Raw genomic sequence first — 19,279 nt, forward strand, 5'->3', positions numbered from 1 at the left:
GTGGAGCCAGCAGAATCGTCCCCCTTTCGCAAAAAAATTGCCAAATTTTGAAACGTTTTTAGGGGTAATTTCGTATAGTAGGTATCTAGAAAATTAAAAGCTAAAAGCTATTACAAAAGTGAGGGGAAGAAGAGAATGTCTCGTTATGCGTTAGAAGTGAAAGATTTGACGAAGAAGATTGGCAGCAAGACGATTGTCAATAAGGTAAGCTTTGAGGTGGAAAAGGGGGAGATCTTTGGCCTTCTTGGTCCCAATGGTGCCGGGAAAACAACGATTATTCGAATGATTGTAAGCTTGATTAATCGTACAGGTGGAAGTGTCATCGTCAATGGGCAAAATCTTGACGATTCCTTTAAAGCAACGATGAGTGAAATTGGGGCTATTGTAGAAAATCCAGAGTTCTATAAATATATGTCTGGATATAAAAACATCAAGCATTACGCCAATATGGCCACGAAAAAAATAACAGAAGAACGAATTCAAGAAATGATCCAACTGGTTGGTCTTGAGGATGCAATAAAAAACAAAGTTAAAACCTATTCCTTAGGGATGCGTCAACGATTAGGTGTTGCTCAGGCACTGTTGCATGAACCGTCATTATTAATCTTGGATGAGCCGACCAACGGGTTAGATCCACAAGGAATTCGCGAGTTCAGAGAATATTTACGCGTGCTTGCTAACAATGGAATTTCGGTCTTAGTGTCCTCGCATCTACTGTCTGAGATGCAGCTAATGTGCGATCGATTTGCGATTATTGAAAAGGGCGAGCTCATTCATATCTCCAACATGAATGAATCGGTTGAAACAAATGAAGAAGCGCCAAGAGAGTTTGTTTTTGAGGTAAGTGATGGAAAAGAAGCGATGGCACTACTTGAAAAGCATAACTTTGGGGAAAACGTGTTGAAAAACGAAGAAAACATCATCACGTTGACTATTGTAAGAGAAGCCGCAGCGGAGATTAATAAGCTTTTCGTCGAGAATAGCATTAACGTTTATGGTATTCACACGGTAAAAGCCACGCTTGAGGATCGTTTCTTAGAATTAACAAACAAGGAGAAAAAGGAGCAAATGGTATGATTGGATTAATCAGAAATGAATTAATGAAGATATTTTCAAGGATTTCCAGTTGGGTCTACATAGCGGTCCTTGTGGTGGGTGTATTGGCAGGCGCGATCATCTATCAAAATGTGTATGATGAGCCAAATGAAAATTTTCTAGCTGAAACAGAAGCCGAGATTGCACAGCTGAAAGGGCAATTGGAGGGAGCTGAAGAGGATGAAAAGGAATATATTCAAATCCAAATTGATGAACAACAAAAATATGTGGATGCGGGTATTAATCCAACGGTAAAAACGAACTGGCACTATTTGAATGAAGTGGTGTATGGGTTAACATCGCTTGTCACTTTATTTACGGTAATTGTTTGTAGTGCGAACGTGTCTGCTGAATTTTCAGATGGTACCATCAAGCAGTTGTTGATTCGTCCTCATAGACGTTGGAGTATTTTATTATCAAAATATATTTCCGTTCTCTTGTATTCGTTTTTCATGCTATTTGTCCTCTTAGGCGCAGGATACTTATTCGGAATGCTCTTTATTGGAGCTGGGGATTTTGACATGAAATCCTTTGTCTTTACATTTGAAGGACAAAAGGAAGTAGCCATTGGAAGTCAGTTTTTCAAAGGGATTCTCTTGTTTTTGCCGAGCTTGTTTATGATTATGACGATTTCGTTTGCGCTCTCCACTCTTTTTAAAAGTCAAGCGCTTGCAGTCGGAATTGGTATTGCGGTGCTATTTGGATCCACTGTGCTTGGAAGCGTAATCGTATTCTTGGCAGAAAAATTCACGTGGGTAAAGTTCCTTATCTTCCCACACTTAGACCTGTCCATTTACACCATACAAGACACGATTCTGCAAGATGTCACAATTTCCACGTCTCTAACCATCTTGCTCGTTTACTACATCATCTTTATGGTCCTGTCGTTTCTGTTCTTCCAGAAGCGGGATGTTAGTATATAAATAAAGACAGAAGGGCAGGGGGCGGTTCTGCTGGTTCCATCGTTTAATATCGATGAACCGCAAGAACCGTCCCCTTTGTTCCCTTATTTTAAAAGGGGTTGTTTTATTTGCAGTATACAAATCATCATATGAATCTCATGCAGTTTTTTGAAGGATATGTTCGCAATTATAGAAGGTTAAATTTACATGGCGGGCATAATAAATCGATGTTTACTCAGCGTGAGATAGATTATTTTGCAAAGCTTGGGGAATTGCTAGGTTTTGACTGTTTCGTAGAAGATTCCAAGTTTGATAAAGGGAAAAACAGATCGCGACCAATGGATCTTTCGTGGTGGAAGTGGGACCAACGAATAGATAAAGAAAATTATCACTATTTATCCTTACATTTAGAAAGAGAAAGCTTATGGAAAAAGGACGAAGGTACGATTGAAAAGCTCTTTTCTGAAACCGAGGAAGGATATGTTCCTCATCATGTAATTGCAATTCAATTTGTGGAGTCCAAAGAACGTATACCTTACTTAAATCGTTTAGTGAGAGAGAAAAATGAGCAGCAACAATCTAATGTTTTGATGATTTATAGATTTCTAGACGATGAAAATGGACTGGAAAACGTTTGGGCATATCATATTCAACCAAATAATGTCGAGTGTGTGAGAAAAGCAGTTTGCATGAAAGACCAGATGGATTATTGGTTGATGTGTTTTGAAGAGGAGAAAGTAGAGGTTTATAGTTAAGGCTGTTTTCGCAAAACTTTGTTGCTACATCGTATAGTTAAGACACCAAGGGGACGATTCTCTTGGTTCATTCGCTTGATGGCGATGAACCGCAAGAACCGTCCCCTTGTCTTATTTTTCTCTAGCGTTTTGTGTGTCGCGGATGTTCTTTTGGATGGTGATGGCGGAAAAGATGCTTAGTACGAACGCCATCGCGTAGAAGCCTTTTTCGCTTAGGATGATACTGCCGGCATTGTATAGACCAATTGCCATGAGCGAGATAGCGATGATGAGTGCTAACCAGCTGATTCCATAGTAGAGTGCAGTTACTGCGATGCCTTCCTCTTTGTCACGTACTGCTTTTTGCAGAGACACAGCTGCATACAGACCGAATACTAATACAGCAAAATAATAGCCTTTTTCATTCAGCTCCATTTGTGCATTGAACAGTCCAATGAGATACGCGGATACCCCGACTGTAAATGCCGCCCAGCTAGCTCCTTTATAGGCCGCAGTAGGCTCTCCTTCTTTTCTTTCTTCCTTTAGCTTTATCTTTTTCTCGTCTGCATTTACTACTAGACTTTCATTGCTATCAGGCATTTAACTCTCCCCTTTGTTATATTTTTCCTATATCTCCACTATAATATGTTTACAAAATTTAGTATAGAAAAATTTTGAAAATACGGTTCTGCTGGTTTATGGAGGTAGATAGTGTGGAACATCAAGAACCGTTCCCTAGTTTCTCTGTTTCACCAATTTATGTTGATTTATGAAGATATATGAAATAATATGGAAGTAATTTAATAGAAAGCTAATTTATGGTTTTGCTGAAAGCGTTTGCTTTTGGTAACTAAGAGGGAAGTTGGTGTAAGTCCAACGCGGTCCCGCCACTGTATTGCTGAGTACCCTATCATATCCACTGTTTTTTTAAAAAATGGGAAGGAGATAGGATGCGATGAAGCTAAGCCAGGAGACCTGCCATGAATTACTCTAAAAATCTCACGGAGCATGGGATAGGAGATGGGCTGGCATTTTTACATAATTTTTTTTGTATGGGGAATTATTGATAAATGCGTTATTAAGAACATCTTTCTTTCATTCTATGAGAAAGGTGTTTTTTGTTTGTTCATCAACCACCTTTCACCGAGAACATTGAAGGTAGGTGGTAGTTAAAAATTATTGTTTGTTGTCAGAAAGAGAGAATCATCAATTTGTCTAAAAGGGAGAATACAAAATGAAAAACAAAAGGTGGAATAAATATTTTGCGTTCGTTTTAAGTATTTTACTTGCTTTTACATTAATTTTACCAAGCAATATTGCAGCTCAAGAAAATAGTAACACGGAGGGGTCTGTTACCATTTCTGTAGAAAAATTCACCTTGGGTCAGGGGTATTTTACAGAGCCTATAACTATACCTTTATACGAAGGAGAAACAGTTGGTCACATCGTTGCAAGAGTACTAGGAAGTGGCAATTACAATAAGGGCAAGGATTCAGAGAGTATCGTTTACCTTGCAAACATTAGAGATAATGATTCAAGTCCCGTTACCATTCCGCAATACATTTTAGATGAGGCTGGTACGATTGAGCCAAAACAGGATCCAGAATGGTTAGGAGAGTTTGACTATACGTGGATGTCAGGCTGGATGTATCTTGTGGACAATGAAATGGCTCCAGTTGGTATGTCTCAGTATGATCCAGAAGACGGAGATGTTATCCGCCTGCAATTTAGTGTTCATGGATGGGGTGCAGATATAGGGTTTGGCTGGGATGGATCCTATATCGATGCAGCAGATAAAGACGCTTTAACTGCAAAAGTAGCAGAAGTTAACAGTCATCCTGATAAGGCGGCATTATTATCAAATACGATGGTTTCAAAGGCGTATCAGCATGCCTATGATGTCTTGGAGGATATGGAAAGTAGCCAGACAAGTGTAAATCAAGCGCTTGAAGACCTTCATACCGCGCTGGTTTTGTCCGCTGTCGATAAGTCGGAGTTAAACTCCGCGCTTACGACTGCAAACGAAAACATTAAGAGTGTGAAAGTTAGTGAAGACGGAGCACAAGTGCATCCATCGGATCATTGGGTTACGCAAGCAGCACACTCAGCGTATGCTCAGACGATAGAGGTAGCAAAGGCTGTTGAGGAGAATCAGCAGGCCTTTCAGCCAGAAGTAAACTCTACGTTACAAGCATTAACTACTGCAACCAACACCTTTAATACAGCAAAAAAGAGTGGAACAAAAGCTGAAGCTAACACATTTACGCTTGCTGACATCGAAGCTGCGATAAACAAAGCGGTAGCTCAAATTCTTTCATCTGGCGTTAACAGTGAATGGGAGGCTATTGGCATTGCTCGATCTGGTGAAAAGGTTCCTATTAGTTATTATGAGGATTACTTTTTAACCAATATTGAAAATCAAATAAAATCTGCTAGTAGAAAAAAAATTACCGACATTGAACGATTAACGATTGCCTCAAGTGCGTTAGGAATAGAAGCAACTGACGTAGATGGAATCAATTTAGTAGAGCAGATTTACAGCAGTGCGGATTGGCCAAGTGGTGCGGATTCCATGACTGCTCAAGGGATTAATGGTCCTATATTTGCCCTGATCGCTTTGGATAGCCACGATTATGAGGTCCCAGGTGATGCAAGATGGACAAGAGAAAAGCTAGTAGACTATATTCTGCAAAAGCAAAATCCTGATGGCAGCTGGTCATTATTCGGGACTTCTCCGAGCTATGATTTAACAGCGATGGCCCTAATCGCACTTGCACCACACCAAGAAGGGGAGAAGGTACAAGCAGCGATTGAGCTTGCAGGAACATTTTTATCAGAGAAACAAGGTGAAAGCGGAGGATATGATGACCCATGGAATGGTGGTGTATCTAGTGAAACAACCTCTCAAATGATCATCGCTCTTTCCAGTCTTGGAATGGATCCAACCTCTGAAGGGTTTACAAAGAAAGCAAACAATCTTATCACCAATTTGATGACATTCCAGCATGAAGATGGAGGATTTAAACACCTTGTTAAAGATACATACGCAAATGGGATGGCTACAGAACAAGCGTTGCAAGCCTTAATAGCTTACAAGCTTTTCTTAAAGGATGAAGGCAGATTATATCAGTTTAAAAAAGAGATACAAGAAACGATCGAAGTTACTCCGGTTATCGAAAATGGAACTACGACCTTGAATGTGGAGAATGTGACGCAACTAGCAGATCAGGGGAAGATTGTTGTTCAGCTAAGCACAGACACGGTGAAAGTCCAAATTCCAACAGCATTATTAAATGTACTCCTTGAAAAAAATGCATCGATTGAACTTGTGGCGGACGAGGTTAAGCTCGTAGTTCCGGTACCCGTTTTTGCAAAAGATGCAGATGGAAGCATCGTGATTAATAAGCTTGCGGATGATGAAAAGTCCTACAGTAATGTGTATGATTTTTCCCTTGTTCAATTTGACAAAAAAATGGAGAGCTTCAAAGAAAACCCTGTGACGATGTCTTTCAAGCTAACGAAGGCTCAAGATGATGAGCGTTTAGCGATTTTCTATCAAGACGAAGAAGCGGAGCAATGGATGAAATTAGGTGGAGAGCAACAAGGCGCTTATTTTACAGGCAAAACGGAGCATTTTAGTGCGTTTGCTGTATATGCTGAGGACGAATGGACAGAAGAGAACGATCAGGAAGAGGAAAATCCAACAACACCTCCTTCAAGTGAAGAGACTGAGGAAGAAAAAGAAGAGAAACCTCCAGCAAGCAATGAGAAAGAGGAAGAGCAAAACGCTGGAAACAAGCAAGAAAATAATAAGACTGGCAATAAATTGCCATTAACAGCGACAACCGTCTTCCAATTTATTTGGATTGGGTTGCTTATGGTTTTACTAGGAACAGGGGTGTTTTTCTATTATCGAAAAAAACAGCTCGTCCACTAATAAAGCAAACAGGGGGATACGATGAAGCGAAATAACAAAATATTCATTGCGATTGCGGCTGTATTTGTTCTTACCTTAGGGTTATTAGCTTTTCAACATGTATTCACCGGTGCAAATGAACAACCTTTACCAGCAACAACAACTCAAGGACAGGAAAAAGATAGTTCTGATGATGGTACGAATTCAGAGAAAACATCTTCTCCTACAACCGAACAAGACTCAGCCAAGAATATTGGAAGCACCAAAGACACCACTGACGCTTCTTCCACAACAGAATCTGATACAGAGACAGCAGAAAAAGAAGAAGATGCTAAAGAAGAAGAAGTCGCTGAAAAAGGACAAGAAGAACAAAAATCACAGTCATCCAATGTCGCAAATACTGATACACAACAGACAAACAAGAAGTCTGAACTAGCTTCAGCAAAAAGCAATAAAACAGTCACGGAGAAGAAACAGCAAACCGAATCCACACCTCCAAAGAAAAAGGAAGAAAATTCGAGCGAAAAGCCTCCAGAAAAAAAGGAAGAGGAGCAAAAGACAGAGGTTTCTACTGTAACTTATTCCATTGTCGCGGATGAAGCAATGGGTACGATTTTACCTCCTACCTCCGTAGAAATGAAGGATGGCGATACGGTTCTTGATGTTTTAATCAAGGTAACAAAGAGTCATCGAATTCAAATGTCTTTCCGAGGAGGTACCGGAGCAACGGCGTATATCGAGGGAATCAATAATCTATACGAATTTGACCGTGGCTCAGGGAGTGGGTGGATGTACCGCGTGAACGGTATTTTCCCAAATAGAGGAGCCGGTGTGGTTCCCCTGTTAGACGGAGACCGAATTGAATGGCTCTATACCATTGATTTAGGAAAAGATTTAGGTGCTGAGCTTCAGCCTTTTCGAGATTAACAAGGAAGCCACCATTTTCTCTAAGATGGTGGCTTGCTTTTTTGAGAGGAGAGAAATAAGTTGAATGCGGTTATCCATTCTACTCACCCGTTTATCAATTTGCTTTATTATATTTGCGTCGGAATTTTATTCATGCTTTTTTTACACCCAATCTTTCTACTCACGTCCATTATCTTGCTTTCATTCCTTACTATCCTGCAAGGAAATCAAGCTGTGTGGCGAAAATTCATGCCATATTATCTCGTGATGGGTCTTATCGTTGTTTTAATGAATCCCATTTTTGTTCGAAGAGGTTCACATATCTTATTTTATTTTCGAAACAATCCTGTCACACTTGAGGCCATTGTGTACGGGGTGGTAATGGCTCTGTTATTAGTAAATATCTTGATTTTGTTTCTTTCGTTTACTCATGTCTTACATGGAAGGAAGTTCATTTTTCTATTTAGTAAAATCTGGCCACAGCTTGGTTTACTGCTGATGGTTACGATTCGTTTTGTTCCATTGCTAACTCGCAGGTGGCGTGAAATCTATGCTATTCAAAAAAGTCGCCAGTTCTCTATGACGAAGGGATCCTTAAAGCAGCGTGCCAAAACCGGCATGTATTTTATGCAAAAGCTTCTAACCTGGTCACTAGAAGAGGCATTGCAGTCGGCTGAATCGATGAAAGCAAGAGGATATGGAAAAACAACAAGGTCCCTGTATCAAATCTACCGCATGAGGAAGAGCGATTGGGGACTTGCTGCGATATTCGTTCTAGTGACGATCATCGGAATGGTTGGTGCGAAGAAAAATTACGGAATTCTACCTATCTATCCTGAATTAGGCTCGTTTATGTTCACAAGAGGCGACCTGTTTTACTATCTAGTTTTTACAAGTTTGGTTAGCATCCCATTTATGATGGAAGGAGCGGAACGATTAAAATGGCGCTTATTGAAATGAGGAATGTGAGCTTTGGTTATCCAGATGAAAAAGAAAACGCCGTTCAATGCGTTTCTCTCCATATAAATCAAGGGGAGTTCGTGGCAATTGGCGGGCCATCTGGCTGCGGCAAAACAACGTTATTGAAGCTATTAAAAAAAGAACTAACGCCTGTAGGGAAGCTTACCGGCAGCATTCACTATAAAAATCAAGAGCTTGATGAAGGACTCTCCAGTGAAATAGGCTATGTCTTTCAAAACCCTGAAAATCAAATGGTGATGGATAATGTATTGAGCGAATTGGTCTTTGGGCTGGAAAACCACGGTGTGAAGACGAGTGAGATGAGACAGCGAGTCGCCGAAATGGTGGATTTTTTTGGTCTAGAGGAATTATTGCATGAAGACACCATCACGCTTTCTGGTGGACAAAAGCAGCTTATTAATCTTGCAAGCATCCTTCTCCTTAAGCCTAAGGTATTACTGCTTGATGAACCAACCTCCCAGCTTGATCCGGTACAAGCCAAGGAATTTCTCCAATTTTTAAGAAGATTAAATGAAGAGTTTGGGATTACGATTATTCTTGTTGAGCACAGACTTGAGGATGTGTATGCTCTTGCAGACAAGCTGATGCTGATGGCTTCCGGAAAGCTTGTCTATCATGACATGATGAAGGACGTCATTGATGAGATTTGGAAAAACCAAGATCAACGCTTTCTCCCTTATTTACCCTCGTTATCGAAGTTGTTTTTTCTGCATCATAAAAATGGTTATGAGGCCAACGATATACCGGTAACGGTAAAAGAAGCACAAAACTGGCTAAATCATTCTTTGTCAGGGATTGCAGACCAGAAAGAGAAAGGGATAGAGACTGCCTTGGAAAAAGAGGAAAAGGTTATTTTGCAAATTCGGAACTTACATTTTAAGTATTCCAACAACACCCCATATATTTTGAAAAACCTCACCTTAGATGTGAGGGAGGGAGAACTGTTGGCGATTGTAGGTGGAAATGGCTCGGGTAAAACAACCTTGTTAAAGTGCTGTGTTAACATGCTAAAGCCCTTAAAGGGAAGGGTGGAATTGGATAAAAAGAAAATCGGTTCCTTTCAAAAACAAGGTATGGAACAGCATATTGGGTACTTGCCTCAAAACCCCTTGCTATGTTTTATGACTGAAACTCTAGAGGAAGAGCTTGCGACGATAGCAAGTCGGTTGCATCTAGAGCGGGCGGAAGAAAGAATTAATAGCATCCTAGAAGAGCTAGCATTACAGGATATGCAAAAGAGGCATCTTCATGACTGTAGTGGAGGAGAGCAACAAAAGGCGGCCCTAGCGACAATTCTATTACATCGCCCGAGAATTATGCTAATTGATGAACCGACAAAGGGCATGGACCCGATTTCTAAGCAAAATTTTGCTGGTGTAATCAAGCAGCTCCAAAAAAGCGGAATCACGATTATCATGGTGACACATGACATAGAATTTGTTGCTGAGCATGCAACACGATGTGCGTGGCTTTTCGACGGAGAGATTTCCTCCATTGGAAGGACAGAGGATGTGTTAAAGGGGAATTACTTTTACACAACGACCATTAATCGAGTGACAAGGGATACGGGTTATCTAGAAGCTTTAACCCTCGAGGAGGCGAGTGCGGCTTGGAAAAATCCCATTCTCCTTTAATATTTTCTGCATTAATGATGGTCGGTCTGTTATTGATATCTGTTCTTGTTTTTGATGATAAGCCTTATCTGACAATATCGTTTGCAATCATTGCATTAACCATCCTGCCTATGTTTGCGAGCTTTGAACTGAAGCAAATCCAGAGCAAGGAAATAGTCTTTCTGGCGGTCCTCGCTGCTATTGCTGCAATCGGACGTGTTCCGTTTGCCCCATTGCCGAGTGTGCAGCCGACAACGTTTATTATTATCGTGAGCGCCTTAGTGCTGGGGCCACAAGCTGGATTTATGATTGGTGCAGCTGCTGCGATTGTATCAAATATTTTTCTAGGTCAAGGACCATGGACACCCTGGCAAATGTTCGCGTGGGGAATGATCGGTTTAGTGGCTGGCTTACTCCGGAATACAGGCTTTATGAAAAATAAATCTGGATTGTTGGCCTATGGATTTTTCGTTGGCTTTCTTTTCGGTTGGTTTATGAATTTATGGTTCATCATGGGGTTTTTAAAGGACATGACCTGGCCAACCTTTCTTTCGGCATACATCGCAAGCTTCTACTTTGATCTTGCTCATGCCCTATCCAACGTCTTTTTTCTAGCGTTATTTAGTACCACCTGGATTCGGATTCTGAGCAGGTTTAAACGGAAATACGGAATTTTAGAAGCATAGAGACGGCTCTCACGCTTCCTTTGAATGATGAAGGAAGCAAGAGAGCCGTTCGTTTTTGAATCACTTCACCCAGTCGATACCCTTTTGAAGTAGGCTTTGAGTGTATTCTTCCTGGCTGTTTGGTTCAATTTGAAAGTTGTAAGGCCAGTTGACTTCAGGTGGCAGGCTCATAAAGATGGATTCGATTCTACCGTTTGTGTCGAGCCCAAATTTGGTTCCTCTGTCATAAATCAGATTGAATTCTACGTATCGGCCGCGGCGGACAAGCTGCCATTGCCTTTGTTTTTCGCCATAAGGAATTTCTTTATTATTGTTGATGAGCTGTAAGTAGATAGGTGAGAATGCTAGTCCAATATCTTTTGAAAAAGCAAAGAGTTGGTCAGAGGAAACCTCACTTGAAGGCATCACTTTATCAAAAAATATCCCGCCCACTCCGCGCGTTTCATTTCGATGTTTAATATAAAAGTAATTATCGGCGAGTTTTTTAAACTCTGGATAATAGGAGGGGTGATGGCGATCACATACGGTCTTTAACTCTTGATGAAAAAAGGCTGCATCTGACGTATTAATATAAATAGGCGTTAGGTCAATTCCACCTCCAAACCATTTAGTCCCACCTGATAGCTCAAAGTAACGGACATTCATATGGATGATTGGTATCATGGGACTTTTAGGATGTAAAACAACGGAAACACCTGAAGCAAAGAATTGTTGATTCTTTTCTACCTGTAATGCTTCTGATGCTGTAGGGGACAGCATGCCAAAAACCTCAGAAAAATTAACACCGCCTTTTTCGATGATATTACCATCAGTCAACACCCTCGTTCTCCCGCCACCGCCACCATTCCTAACCCAAAAATCTTCTTTAAAACTTTTCCCATCGCAATGTTCGATATTTTGAGTAATCGAATCCTGTAATTCTCTAAAAAATGAAGTAATAGTATGTTTGTCCGCATATTCTTTCACATTTTTCATCTTTCACTGGTCATGAACATCTGCCATTATTCACAGCAATTGTTATTAACCACGTTCCCCTCCTTTTTACACGGGATATAATACATATACCATTCGACATTATTCTAAAAATTTCCTTTTTATCAGGAGGATTCTCTTAAGGTGGAAATGTGAGAACAAGGGGAGATTCCTTTTGCTATACTTTTTAGGAAAAATTTCGTGGACATAACCATCTTTAGGTTTCTTGCGCATATACTTACGAAGGGTGATGGGCATGTTGGGGAAGGGGTATAGGCCGATATATTTAGGGTGTTTTTTGGGAATCGCTCGTATTTTTTTATTTTCGCTCGTAAATTCAGAATTTCGCTCGCAAATTTCATTTTTCGCTCTTATTTTTAGAATTTCGCTCGTAAATTTGTATTTTCGCTCTTACACTCACAAATATACCTTGGTGGGGTATAAGGAAAAGCTCACAGATTCTCCGCTTAAAGTTTTCTATTCCAGCAACTCTTCCTAAACTCACTCAACCCCCACCGTTTTACATCAAAAAGCCTTCCCACGACTCTTACAGGCTCCAAAAATGAAAGGATGGATGAAGCATGAAGAATAAAATGGTTTTGTGGTCGCTGATTTGTTTTATTATTGGCGTGTTAGTATGGGTGCCGAATGTGGCGCTTGACATTGCTTCTTCATGGTGGCTGCTGACGTTTATTGTTGGGCCAATTGGTGTGTTGCTTGGAATACTTGGTAAAAACTATCTCTTAGTAGTCTTAAATCTACTGATGACCTTTAGCTTTTTTATTCTTATGGCATTTGGTTCTTATTTCTGGGGTCCTTAAGCGCTGAGTAACAAGGCTTTAGATTGTTTTCTAAAAAGGGGATGAATCACATGCACCTCGCTACATAGCGATGTGGCAAGAGAACCGTTCCCTTTGGTTATTTCAACTTAATCCTAAAGAATAACTATGTAATATTTTGGAATCCTATTATGCATAGGAGGGATTATTTTGGATGTAGCTAAAATCGTTCTTTGGTCGGTACTTATTTTACCATGGTGTTCTTTATTTTTTTTAGACAAGAAGGTAGTAAAAAGATTTATGCCTGTTGCTATCTTTGCATCATTTTTAATGACCTTATACAATATGGTGGCTTTTAACCAAAAACACTGGGAGCTGCTTGTTTCTATTATTCCTACTTTAAAGCCTTTATTTTCCTCAGGAGTACTAGGAGCATTCCTTGTTATAACCATCTGGATTTTTCACTTTACTTACGGGAAATTTTTTGTGTACCTTTTGACCAATATCATTGTTGATTTTATGTTTGCTGTTTTTCCTATCCATTATCTATTTCAAGAGAAGTTTAAGATCTATAAGTTGATTAATATCTCTCCGTGGGAAAGATACGGCCTTTTTGTGTTTTTATCCGTTGTCATTTACATCTACCATAAATGGCAAGAGGGGGAAAGGATTGAAACATAGCTTCAATCAATAAAATCGTCCTAAAGATCCTCCTACCGCAGGCCGCGGTTGATGAATTGATGGAGGAGCTCGGCCATTTGTTTTGGAGTTTTGTTCATGTTGTTTTCGAGCCAGCTTTTAATAACGTAGAGGCTGCCGCTAACGAAAAAGACGTTCAAGTATTCGTAGGTTTCTGGGTCAATGTTTTTGTCAGTGATCCAGTTTTTCAAGATATATTGTTTGGCGATCATCATGCCTTTTTTCTGAAATTGAACCTCGGTGTTTTCGCTAAGTAAGAGCTGACAAATGTGGTATTTTGCAGCGATATATTCAAAGATTTTTTCGGTCATTTGGAATGCTTCTTCTTCTTTGGAGAAATTATATTGGTTGAGTGTTTTCACCATATCTGCTGTGAATTCCTCGTCAATGGCATCGAGTAAGTCGTATTGACTTGCGTAATGCGCATAAAAGGTAGAGCGGTTAATATCGGCGTGCTCGCAAATTTCTTTTATCGTTATCGCGCCAATGGTCTTTTCCTTTAATAACTCCATTAAGCTCTCCTTTAACACCATCCTCGTATATTTTTTTCTGCGATCTATCTTTTCCGTCATTTTCCCTTCACTATCCTTCCTAAAATTTCTTTTCACGTTAAGCAACATTCCGAAAATATCTGTTGTGTAAACAACGTTCTTAAAGCAACTGTTTGTTGTCTATCCAACACTGTGTCTTATATAATGATAAGGTGAAAATCCGAAAGATACAAGAGAGGATCAAACATGAAAAATATAGCTTCACAAATCATTAGACATAAAAAAGCGGTGCTGTTGACGTTTGTATTTGTTACGATTCTTTCGACTGTGGCGCAGTTTTTTGTTTCCGTCAACTATAATATGGTCGACTACCTGCCAGATGATGCCCAGTCCACAAAAGCGATGGACGTCATGGAGAAGGAATTTACAGGAGCTGTGCCCGATACAAGGGTCATGGTCTCAGATGTGACGGTTCAGGAAGCGCTCACCTATAAAGAAAAGCTATCCGCCATTGATGGGGTATCAGATATCATTTGGCTGGATGATGTGGTGGACTTAAAAACGCCACTGGAGATTGCTGATGTGGAAATGGTCGAGAGCTACTATAGGGATGGCAACGCGCTATTTTCCATCAGTGTTCAAAGTGGGGATGAGGTACGAATCACCGATCAAGTGTATGAAATCATTGGTGAGGAGGGAGCAATTGCCGGTGAAGCGATCAATACGGCAACCTCACAAAAGATGGCTGGCAATGAGTCGATGTATGCCGCGATGCTGCTTGTGCCAATCATTATTTTTATCTTGGTTATTTCCACAACGTCTTGGGTGGAGCCAATCTTTTTCCTAACGGCGATTGGCGTTTCGGTACTAATTAACCTTGGTACGAATATTTTCATTGGTGAGGTTTCGTTTGTCACGCAGTCGGTGGCGCCGATTTTGCAGCTCGCTGTTTCCCTTGATTATGCAGTGTTTTTGCTGCACAGCTTTTCTGATTATCGGAAAAAAACCAGCAATCCCGAAGAGGCGATGGAGCTTGCGATGAAGAAGTCGTTTCCAGCGATTACAGCCAGTGCGGCGACAACGTTCTTTGGTTTTATCGCACTTACCTTCATGGATTTTGAGATTGGTTCCGATCTTGGCTTAAACCTAGTAAAAGGAATTGTTCTCAGCTTTATTAGTGTGATGGTATTTTTGCCAGCATTGACGCTTTATTTTTATAAATGGATGGATAAAACGAAGCATCGAAGCTTTATTCCGAGCTTCGAGGGGATTGGCAACTTTGTGGTGAAATTTCGAGTTCCAAGCTTACTGATAGTCCTCGCACTGATTGTACCGGCGTTTCTTGCTCAAACGAACACCTCGTTTACGTATGGATTTGGCGAGTTGCCGGAGCATACCCGTGCAGGTTCGGACTATAAGCAAATTAATGAGTCCTTTGGGGAGATTACGCCGATTGTTCTTTTGGTGCCAAAGGGCGATGTGGCAAAGGAAGAAGAACTTGTGGCAGAGCTTGAGGAGCTGGATTACGTCACTGGGGTGGTGGCGTATGTGAACATGGTTGATCCTGTCATTCCGCCGGAGTATTTAGAAGAAGAGGTTCGCAGTGAATTCTACTCTGAAAATTATAGCAGGATAGTAATAAGCACCAACCAGGGAACAGAGGGCGACATTCCTTTTTCGATTGTGGAAAAAGTAGAAAAAGCTGCAGCGAGTTATTATGGGGAAGAAACGCTCAGCCTTGGAGAAAGCGTGACACTTCATGATATTAAAAACACTGTTACAAAGGATAATATTCTCGTCAATGTGCTCACGGTAGTAACGATTGCTGCGGTGCTTTTGATTGGATTCCGATCGATTTCCATACCGGTTGTGCTGCTGTTAACCATTCAATCGGCGGTATGGATCAACCTTTCCATTCCTTATTTTGCAGAAACATCCTTAGTGTTTGTTGGTTATCTGATAATCAGTACGGTACAGCTTGCGGCAACTGTGGATTATGGAATTTTGTTTACAGAGGCCTATACCCATTATCGCAAGGAAATGCCTGCCCGACAGGCGATTGTGAAGACCTTGGATGAAAAGACGTTCTCGATTTCCATTTCAGCCGCGATTCTATCAAGTGTGGGCTATATTTTATGGCTCACATCCTCCAATCCCATTGTGGGCGCTATCGGCTTGCTGCTTGGAAGAGGGGCGTTGCTAGCCTTTATTATGGTGTTGTTTTTCCTACCAGCAATGTTGTTGGTGTGCGATAAATTGATTAAAAAAACAACGATGAAATCTAATTTTTACGAGGAGAAGTGATGATGAGACACAAACTACTATATGTTACGCTTGCTTCCATGCTAGTCATGCCTTCTTTCCTTGCGAATGCTGCTGTGGTAGAAGGAGCGGAGAACGGAAAAGTGCGTGCGAAAGAAGAGGTGGTGTACGCCACCTTAAAAGCGAACGGCGATCTTGGACCGGTTTTTGTCGTGAATACATTGGAGGTTGTAAAGCGGGGAGAGATCATCGATTATGGAAAATACCGTTCTGTCAAAAATCTAACTGACTTGTCTGAGCTCGATCAAGAGGGTGAACGTGTTCTTGTGGATGTGGAGGAGGACGGGAAGTTCTACTATCAGGGTGACATGGAAGAGGGAACAAACCTGCCGTGGGAGGTTACGGTGACCTATCTGTTAGATGGGAAAAAAATAGAGCCTGGAGAACTTGGGGGAAAATCTGGGCATGTGGAAATCAAGATTGAAACTGCCAAGAATGCGAATGTGGACGCGGTTTTTTATGAAAATTACTTGTTACAGGTATCCCTTATGCTTCCAAATACCTATCAAAACATCAAAGCATCTTCTGGTGGCATGCAGGCAAATGTCGGAAAAAATAAGCAAATTACGTTTACGGTCATGCCTGGAAAAGAGGAAGTGGTAAGTGTTGAAGCAGATGTTGAGCGATTTGAATTTAGTGGTGTCGAGATTGCCGCGGTACCATCGAGTCTGCCGATAGATACTTCTGGTACAGATGGGATGACGGAAAGCATGTCAGAGCTCTCCGAAGCCATTGAGGAATTGAATGACGGCGTTGGTGAACTTAAGGATGGAGCTCGTCAGCTGAATGACGGGGCTGTGAAGGTTCAAGGCGGTTCTGCAACATTCAAGGGGGGACTTAACGAGGTAAGTGCCTCCTCATCTGAGCTTGTTGATGCTTCTCGTTCTATTCAAGAGGCACTAGGAACCATCAATCGTGAGCTTTCTGGTGGCGCAACAGAAGTGGATTTAAGCAGCCTGCAGGAGCTACCGGCGGTGCTGAATGAGTTGGCTGGCGGTCTGACGGAGACGGCGAATGGGGTCAAGACGTTAAAGGAGAATTATGCGAAGGCGTATGGTGCGTTAGATGGTGCAATTGGGGAAATTCCTGTTGGGGCACTTACTGAGCAAGAGATTGCAGCGCTGTATGAGAGTGGGGCGGATCCTGCGGTGGTGGATACGTTAGTAGCTAACTATGGAGCAGCTCAGAAGGTGAGTGGAACGTATGCGCAGGTTCGCGAGGCGTTTGCGGCAGTGGAGCCAGCTTTGACACAGGTTGACGGAGCGGTTCGAGAGATGAGCGGTGCATTGACTTCAATTGCTGACGAGCTTTCCTCCTCCTTAGACGAAACAGATTTGAGCGGGTTGAATGAGCTGACAAAAGGGTTGTCGGCATTGGCGGCTAATTACGATCAGTTTCATTCTGGACTTGTGAGGTATACCGGTGGTGTTAGTGAGTTGTCCACTTCTTATTCACAAGTGCATACCGGGTTTGTTGGGGTGACAGAAGTAACTGGTGAACTGGCGAGTGCTGTTAGTGAGCTGTCAGATGGAACGAAAGACTTGCACGAGGAAACGAAGGATCTTCCAAGAAAGATGCAAGCGGAAATAGATAGCATGATTCAAGAGTACGATAAGTCCGATTTTGTGCCGGTGTCGTTTGTTTCAAAGGACAACAAGAAGGTTTCTTCTGTTCAGTTTGTCATAAAGACAGAAGGCATCAAGATGGAAGAAAAGAAAGCAAAGGAAGCAGAGCCTGAGAAAAAGAAAGGGTTCTGGACGTTGTTAAAAGAGTTGTTTAGTTAGTTGAACGACCTTTCGTGTGCGAGTGTTTGATCGTGTGCGGAGGGTCGTTTTTTTGTGGTTTGGGGTTGTGGATGGGGTATCGGAATTCAGCCGGTTTGTCATTTTTCCAGCCAAAACAGGGCACTTTTCAGCCAAAAGTCTAAATTCGACAAATTCCGCACCCCCCGACTTTGTTAGCACCCCAATCACTAACCCGCTCCCGTTATCCACTATCCGAACTACCAGAACCGTCCTCCTCGTCTCATGTCCCAAAAACACATCTTTTTTCCTATTAAATTTAATGTTTAACGTTATTTTGTAATGGTTTTGTCATAATGGAGGACACATTTTACATTGTGAGGGGGAGGAGGAGGAAAACTATTTTGAAATAGAGATAATACCGGGAGTCGAGTCACAGGAGGATTCGACATCATTTAGGAGGTTTTTACCAGACAAAATTCGACAATAGTCCTGTGGGTTTGACCAATGTTTGAACACATGGTACTAAATAAGAAGCGAAATTTGTAACAAAAGTTTCAAAAAGTAGTTTTCAAGTTTGGAAATTGTGGTATTTATATCCAGAAATAATGAATTTTGTTAAGACCTGATAAATTTTTCCGGAAAGAGGTAGGGAGTACGTATGCTGGAGTCTAAGAGAAGAGCCGTAATTTTTTTATCATTATCCTTATTGTTAGCCATTGCAGCTGGGTTTTTATTTTTGCAAAAGGTAAGTGCGATTAACGCTGAGCTGGGTGGTATGACGAGGGTCTTTATCGCTTCTGAGGATATTGCCTCACGTGCTGTTATTCAGCCCAATCAAGTCACCACCATGGAAATCCCCAATCGATTTGTAAATGAATCCCACATCACAGATGTATCAGAACTTGCGAACAGGGTGTCCGTCGTCCCACTTTCAAAAGGAGAACTAATTACCTCCAGTATGATTAAGCCTGTTGCTAGTGTAAGAGAAGAAAATAACCGGATTGTTACGTTAACTCAATCTGAAAGGGTCCGTTTTGATGAACAATTAGAAGCGCTCGATCGGGTCGATATTATTGTTTCTCATAAGTTTGACGGAGAATCCAAGACGGAAATTTTTATGACAGATGTCCTAGTTGCTGGGGTCGTGAAAAGCGGCGGAGATTTTTCAGGTATCGCGGTTGAAATTCCTACTGAGGATGCGCCACAGCTTATACATATGCAAAATTACGCAGACAGCATCCGAATCTTAAAAGCGAATGTTGGAAAAGGCAACACCATTAATGATGTAGAGGAAGCTCCTTCAGAAGAACCGCCAGCTGAAGAGGAGAAGGAAGAAGCAAAGGAAGAGCCAAAGGAAGAGCCTAAGAAAGAAGCTCCAAAGGAAGAAAAGCCAAAAGAAGAGAAAAAAGACAAAGACAAGGACGGCAACAACTAGATG

Annotated in this window: 16 protein-coding genes and 1 riboswitch; of the genes, 13 read left to right on the plus strand and 3 right to left on the minus strand. The window is 41.3% G+C overall.

Annotation, left to right across the window (positions count from 1 at the left end; translation table 11 throughout):
• Positions 1-135 precede the first annotated feature (135 nt).
• From FIU87_RS03565 to FIU87_RS03575, 3 genes are all read left to right on the plus strand, one after another.
• On the plus strand, positions 136-1,077 hold the full coding sequence (locus FIU87_RS03565) for an ABC transporter ATP-binding protein (protein ID WP_152443319.1): 942 nt from the start codon (positions 136-138) through the stop codon (positions 1,075-1,077).
• The gene (locus FIU87_RS03570) at positions 1,074-2,018 is read left to right on the plus strand and encodes an ABC transporter permease (protein ID WP_152443320.1); all 945 of its coding nucleotides are present in this window, start codon (positions 1,074-1,076) and stop codon (positions 2,016-2,018) included. Before FIU87_RS03565 ends, FIU87_RS03570 begins: the two co-directional genes overlap by 4 nt.
• Before the next feature lie 107 nt (positions 2,019-2,125).
• Positions 2,126-2,752, plus strand: coding sequence for a hypothetical protein (locus tag FIU87_RS03575; protein ID WP_253905501.1), 627 nt, complete (start codon positions 2,126-2,128; stop codon positions 2,750-2,752).
• A gap of 111 nt (positions 2,753-2,863) precedes the next feature.
• Here the strand turns inward: FIU87_RS03575 and yiaA are convergent, their stop codons facing one another.
• Positions 2,864-3,331 (minus strand): inner membrane protein YiaA, encoded by a 468-nt coding sequence (yiaA, locus tag FIU87_RS03580; RefSeq protein WP_152443321.1) that lies wholly within the window; start codon positions 3,329-3,331, stop codon positions 2,864-2,866.
• A gap of 202 nt (positions 3,332-3,533) precedes the next feature.
• Positions 3,534-3,729, plus strand: a riboswitch (cobalamin riboswitch).
• Between the two features lie 236 nt (positions 3,730-3,965).
• Here yiaA and FIU87_RS03585 point away from each other — a divergent pair.
• The 5 genes from FIU87_RS03585 to FIU87_RS03605 are packed head-to-tail and all read left to right on the plus strand — an operon-like array spanning position 3,966 to position 10,833.
• Positions 3,966-6,668 (plus strand): DUF4430 domain-containing protein, encoded by a 2,703-nt coding sequence (locus FIU87_RS03585; protein ID WP_152443322.1) that lies wholly within the window; start codon positions 3,966-3,968, stop codon positions 6,666-6,668.
• Between the two features lie 21 nt (positions 6,669-6,689).
• Positions 6,690-7,574, plus strand: a complete 885-nt coding sequence (locus FIU87_RS03590) for a DUF4430 domain-containing protein (RefSeq protein ID WP_152443323.1) — start codon at positions 6,690-6,692, stop codon at positions 7,572-7,574.
• Positions 7,575-7,634: 60 nt separating this feature from the next.
• Complete coding sequence (locus tag FIU87_RS03595) at positions 7,635-8,513, plus strand: energy-coupling factor transporter transmembrane component T (RefSeq protein WP_152443324.1); 879 nt, start codon at positions 7,635-7,637, stop codon at positions 8,511-8,513.
• Positions 8,510-10,168: an ABC transporter ATP-binding protein gene (locus FIU87_RS03600; protein WP_216647544.1), complete on the plus strand. Its 1,659-nt coding sequence runs from the start codon at positions 8,510-8,512 to the stop codon at positions 10,166-10,168. Before FIU87_RS03595 ends, FIU87_RS03600 begins: the two co-directional genes overlap by 4 nt.
• Before the next feature lie 14 nt (positions 10,169-10,182).
• On the plus strand, positions 10,183-10,833 hold the full coding sequence (locus FIU87_RS03605; protein ID WP_152446398.1) for an ECF transporter S component: 651 nt from the start codon (positions 10,183-10,185) through the stop codon (positions 10,831-10,833).
• A 60-nt stretch (positions 10,834-10,893) separates the two neighbouring features.
• Here FIU87_RS03605 and hemF read toward each other — a convergent pair whose 3' ends face one another.
• Positions 10,894-11,808: an oxygen-dependent coproporphyrinogen oxidase gene (gene hemF / locus FIU87_RS03610; protein ID WP_152443326.1), complete on the minus strand. Its 915-nt coding sequence runs from the start codon at positions 11,806-11,808 to the stop codon at positions 10,894-10,896.
• Between the two features lie 578 nt (positions 11,809-12,386).
• Here hemF and FIU87_RS03615 point away from each other — a divergent pair.
• Together FIU87_RS03615 and FIU87_RS03620 are read left to right on the plus strand one after the other, a co-directional pair.
• Entirely contained in the window at positions 12,387-12,626 is a 240-nt protein-coding gene (locus tag FIU87_RS03615; protein WP_152443327.1) for a hypothetical protein, read from the plus strand.
• A gap of 168 nt (positions 12,627-12,794) precedes the next feature.
• Positions 12,795-13,265, plus strand: coding sequence for a hypothetical protein (locus tag FIU87_RS03620; protein WP_152443328.1), 471 nt, complete (start codon positions 12,795-12,797; stop codon positions 13,263-13,265).
• A gap of 32 nt (positions 13,266-13,297) precedes the next feature.
• Here FIU87_RS03620 and FIU87_RS03625 read toward each other — a convergent pair whose 3' ends face one another.
• A complete protein-coding gene (locus FIU87_RS03625) occupies positions 13,298-13,891 on the minus strand; it encodes a TetR/AcrR family transcriptional regulator (RefSeq protein ID WP_367643904.1) in 594 nt (197 codons plus the stop codon).
• 129 nt (positions 13,892-14,020) lie between these two features.
• Here FIU87_RS03625 and FIU87_RS03630 point away from each other — a divergent pair, with 129 nt between their 5' ends.
• From FIU87_RS03630 to FIU87_RS03640, 3 genes are all read left to right on the plus strand, one after another.
• Positions 14,021-16,078 (plus strand): efflux RND transporter permease subunit, encoded by a 2,058-nt coding sequence (locus tag FIU87_RS03630; protein WP_152443329.1) that lies wholly within the window; start codon positions 14,021-14,023, stop codon positions 16,076-16,078.
• On the plus strand, positions 16,078-17,880 hold the full coding sequence (locus tag FIU87_RS03635; RefSeq protein WP_253905502.1) for a YhgE/Pip domain-containing protein: 1,803 nt from the start codon (positions 16,078-16,080) through the stop codon (positions 17,878-17,880). Before FIU87_RS03630 ends, FIU87_RS03635 begins: the two co-directional genes overlap by 1 nt.
• A gap of 619 nt (positions 17,881-18,499) precedes the next feature.
• The gene (locus tag FIU87_RS03640; protein ID WP_152443331.1) at positions 18,500-19,276 is read left to right on the plus strand and encodes an SAF domain-containing protein; all 777 of its coding nucleotides are present in this window, start codon (positions 18,500-18,502) and stop codon (positions 19,274-19,276) included.
• Positions 19,277-19,279 lie beyond the last annotated feature (3 nt).

Origin of the sequence: Bacillus sp. THAF10 (genome assembly GCF_009363695.1) — a bacterium.
GTDB lineage: Bacteria > Bacillota > Bacilli > Bacillales > Bacillaceae_I > Sutcliffiella_A.

What these genes read in the sequence shown, in the direction of transcription:
- hemF (WP_152443326.1), bottom strand. Translation starts at nt 11,808, where the DNA reads ATGAAAAATGTGAAAGAATATGCGGACAAACATACTATTACTTCATTT.
- FIU87_RS03585 (WP_152443322.1), top strand. Translation starts at nt 3,966, where the DNA reads ATGAAAAACAAAAGGTGGAATAAATATTTTGCGTTCGTTTTAAGTATT.
- FIU87_RS03635 (WP_253905502.1), top strand. Translation starts at nt 16,078, where the DNA reads ATGATGAGACACAAACTACTATATGTTACGCTTGCTTCCATGCTAGTC.
- FIU87_RS03630 (WP_152443329.1), top strand. Translation starts at nt 14,021, where the DNA reads ATGAAAAATATAGCTTCACAAATCATTAGACATAAAAAAGCGGTGCTG.
- FIU87_RS03570 (WP_152443320.1), top strand. Translation starts at nt 1,074, where the DNA reads ATGATTGGATTAATCAGAAATGAATTAATGAAGATATTTTCAAGGATT.
- FIU87_RS03605 (WP_152446398.1), top strand. Translation starts at nt 10,183, where the DNA reads ATGATGGTCGGTCTGTTATTGATATCTGTTCTTGTTTTTGATGATAAG.
- FIU87_RS03615 (WP_152443327.1), top strand. Translation starts at nt 12,387, where the DNA reads ATGAAGAATAAAATGGTTTTGTGGTCGCTGATTTGTTTTATTATTGGC.
- FIU87_RS03565 (WP_152443319.1), top strand. Translation starts at nt 136, where the DNA reads ATGTCTCGTTATGCGTTAGAAGTGAAAGATTTGACGAAGAAGATTGGC.
- yiaA (WP_152443321.1), bottom strand. Translation starts at nt 3,331, where the DNA reads ATGCCTGATAGCAATGAAAGTCTAGTAGTAAATGCAGACGAGAAAAAG.
- FIU87_RS03590 (WP_152443323.1), top strand. Translation starts at nt 6,690, where the DNA reads ATGAAGCGAAATAACAAAATATTCATTGCGATTGCGGCTGTATTTGTT.
- FIU87_RS03640 (WP_152443331.1), top strand. Translation starts at nt 18,500, where the DNA reads ATGCTGGAGTCTAAGAGAAGAGCCGTAATTTTTTTATCATTATCCTTA.
- FIU87_RS03600 (WP_216647544.1), top strand. Translation starts at nt 8,510, where the DNA reads ATGAGGAATGTGAGCTTTGGTTATCCAGATGAAAAAGAAAACGCCGTT.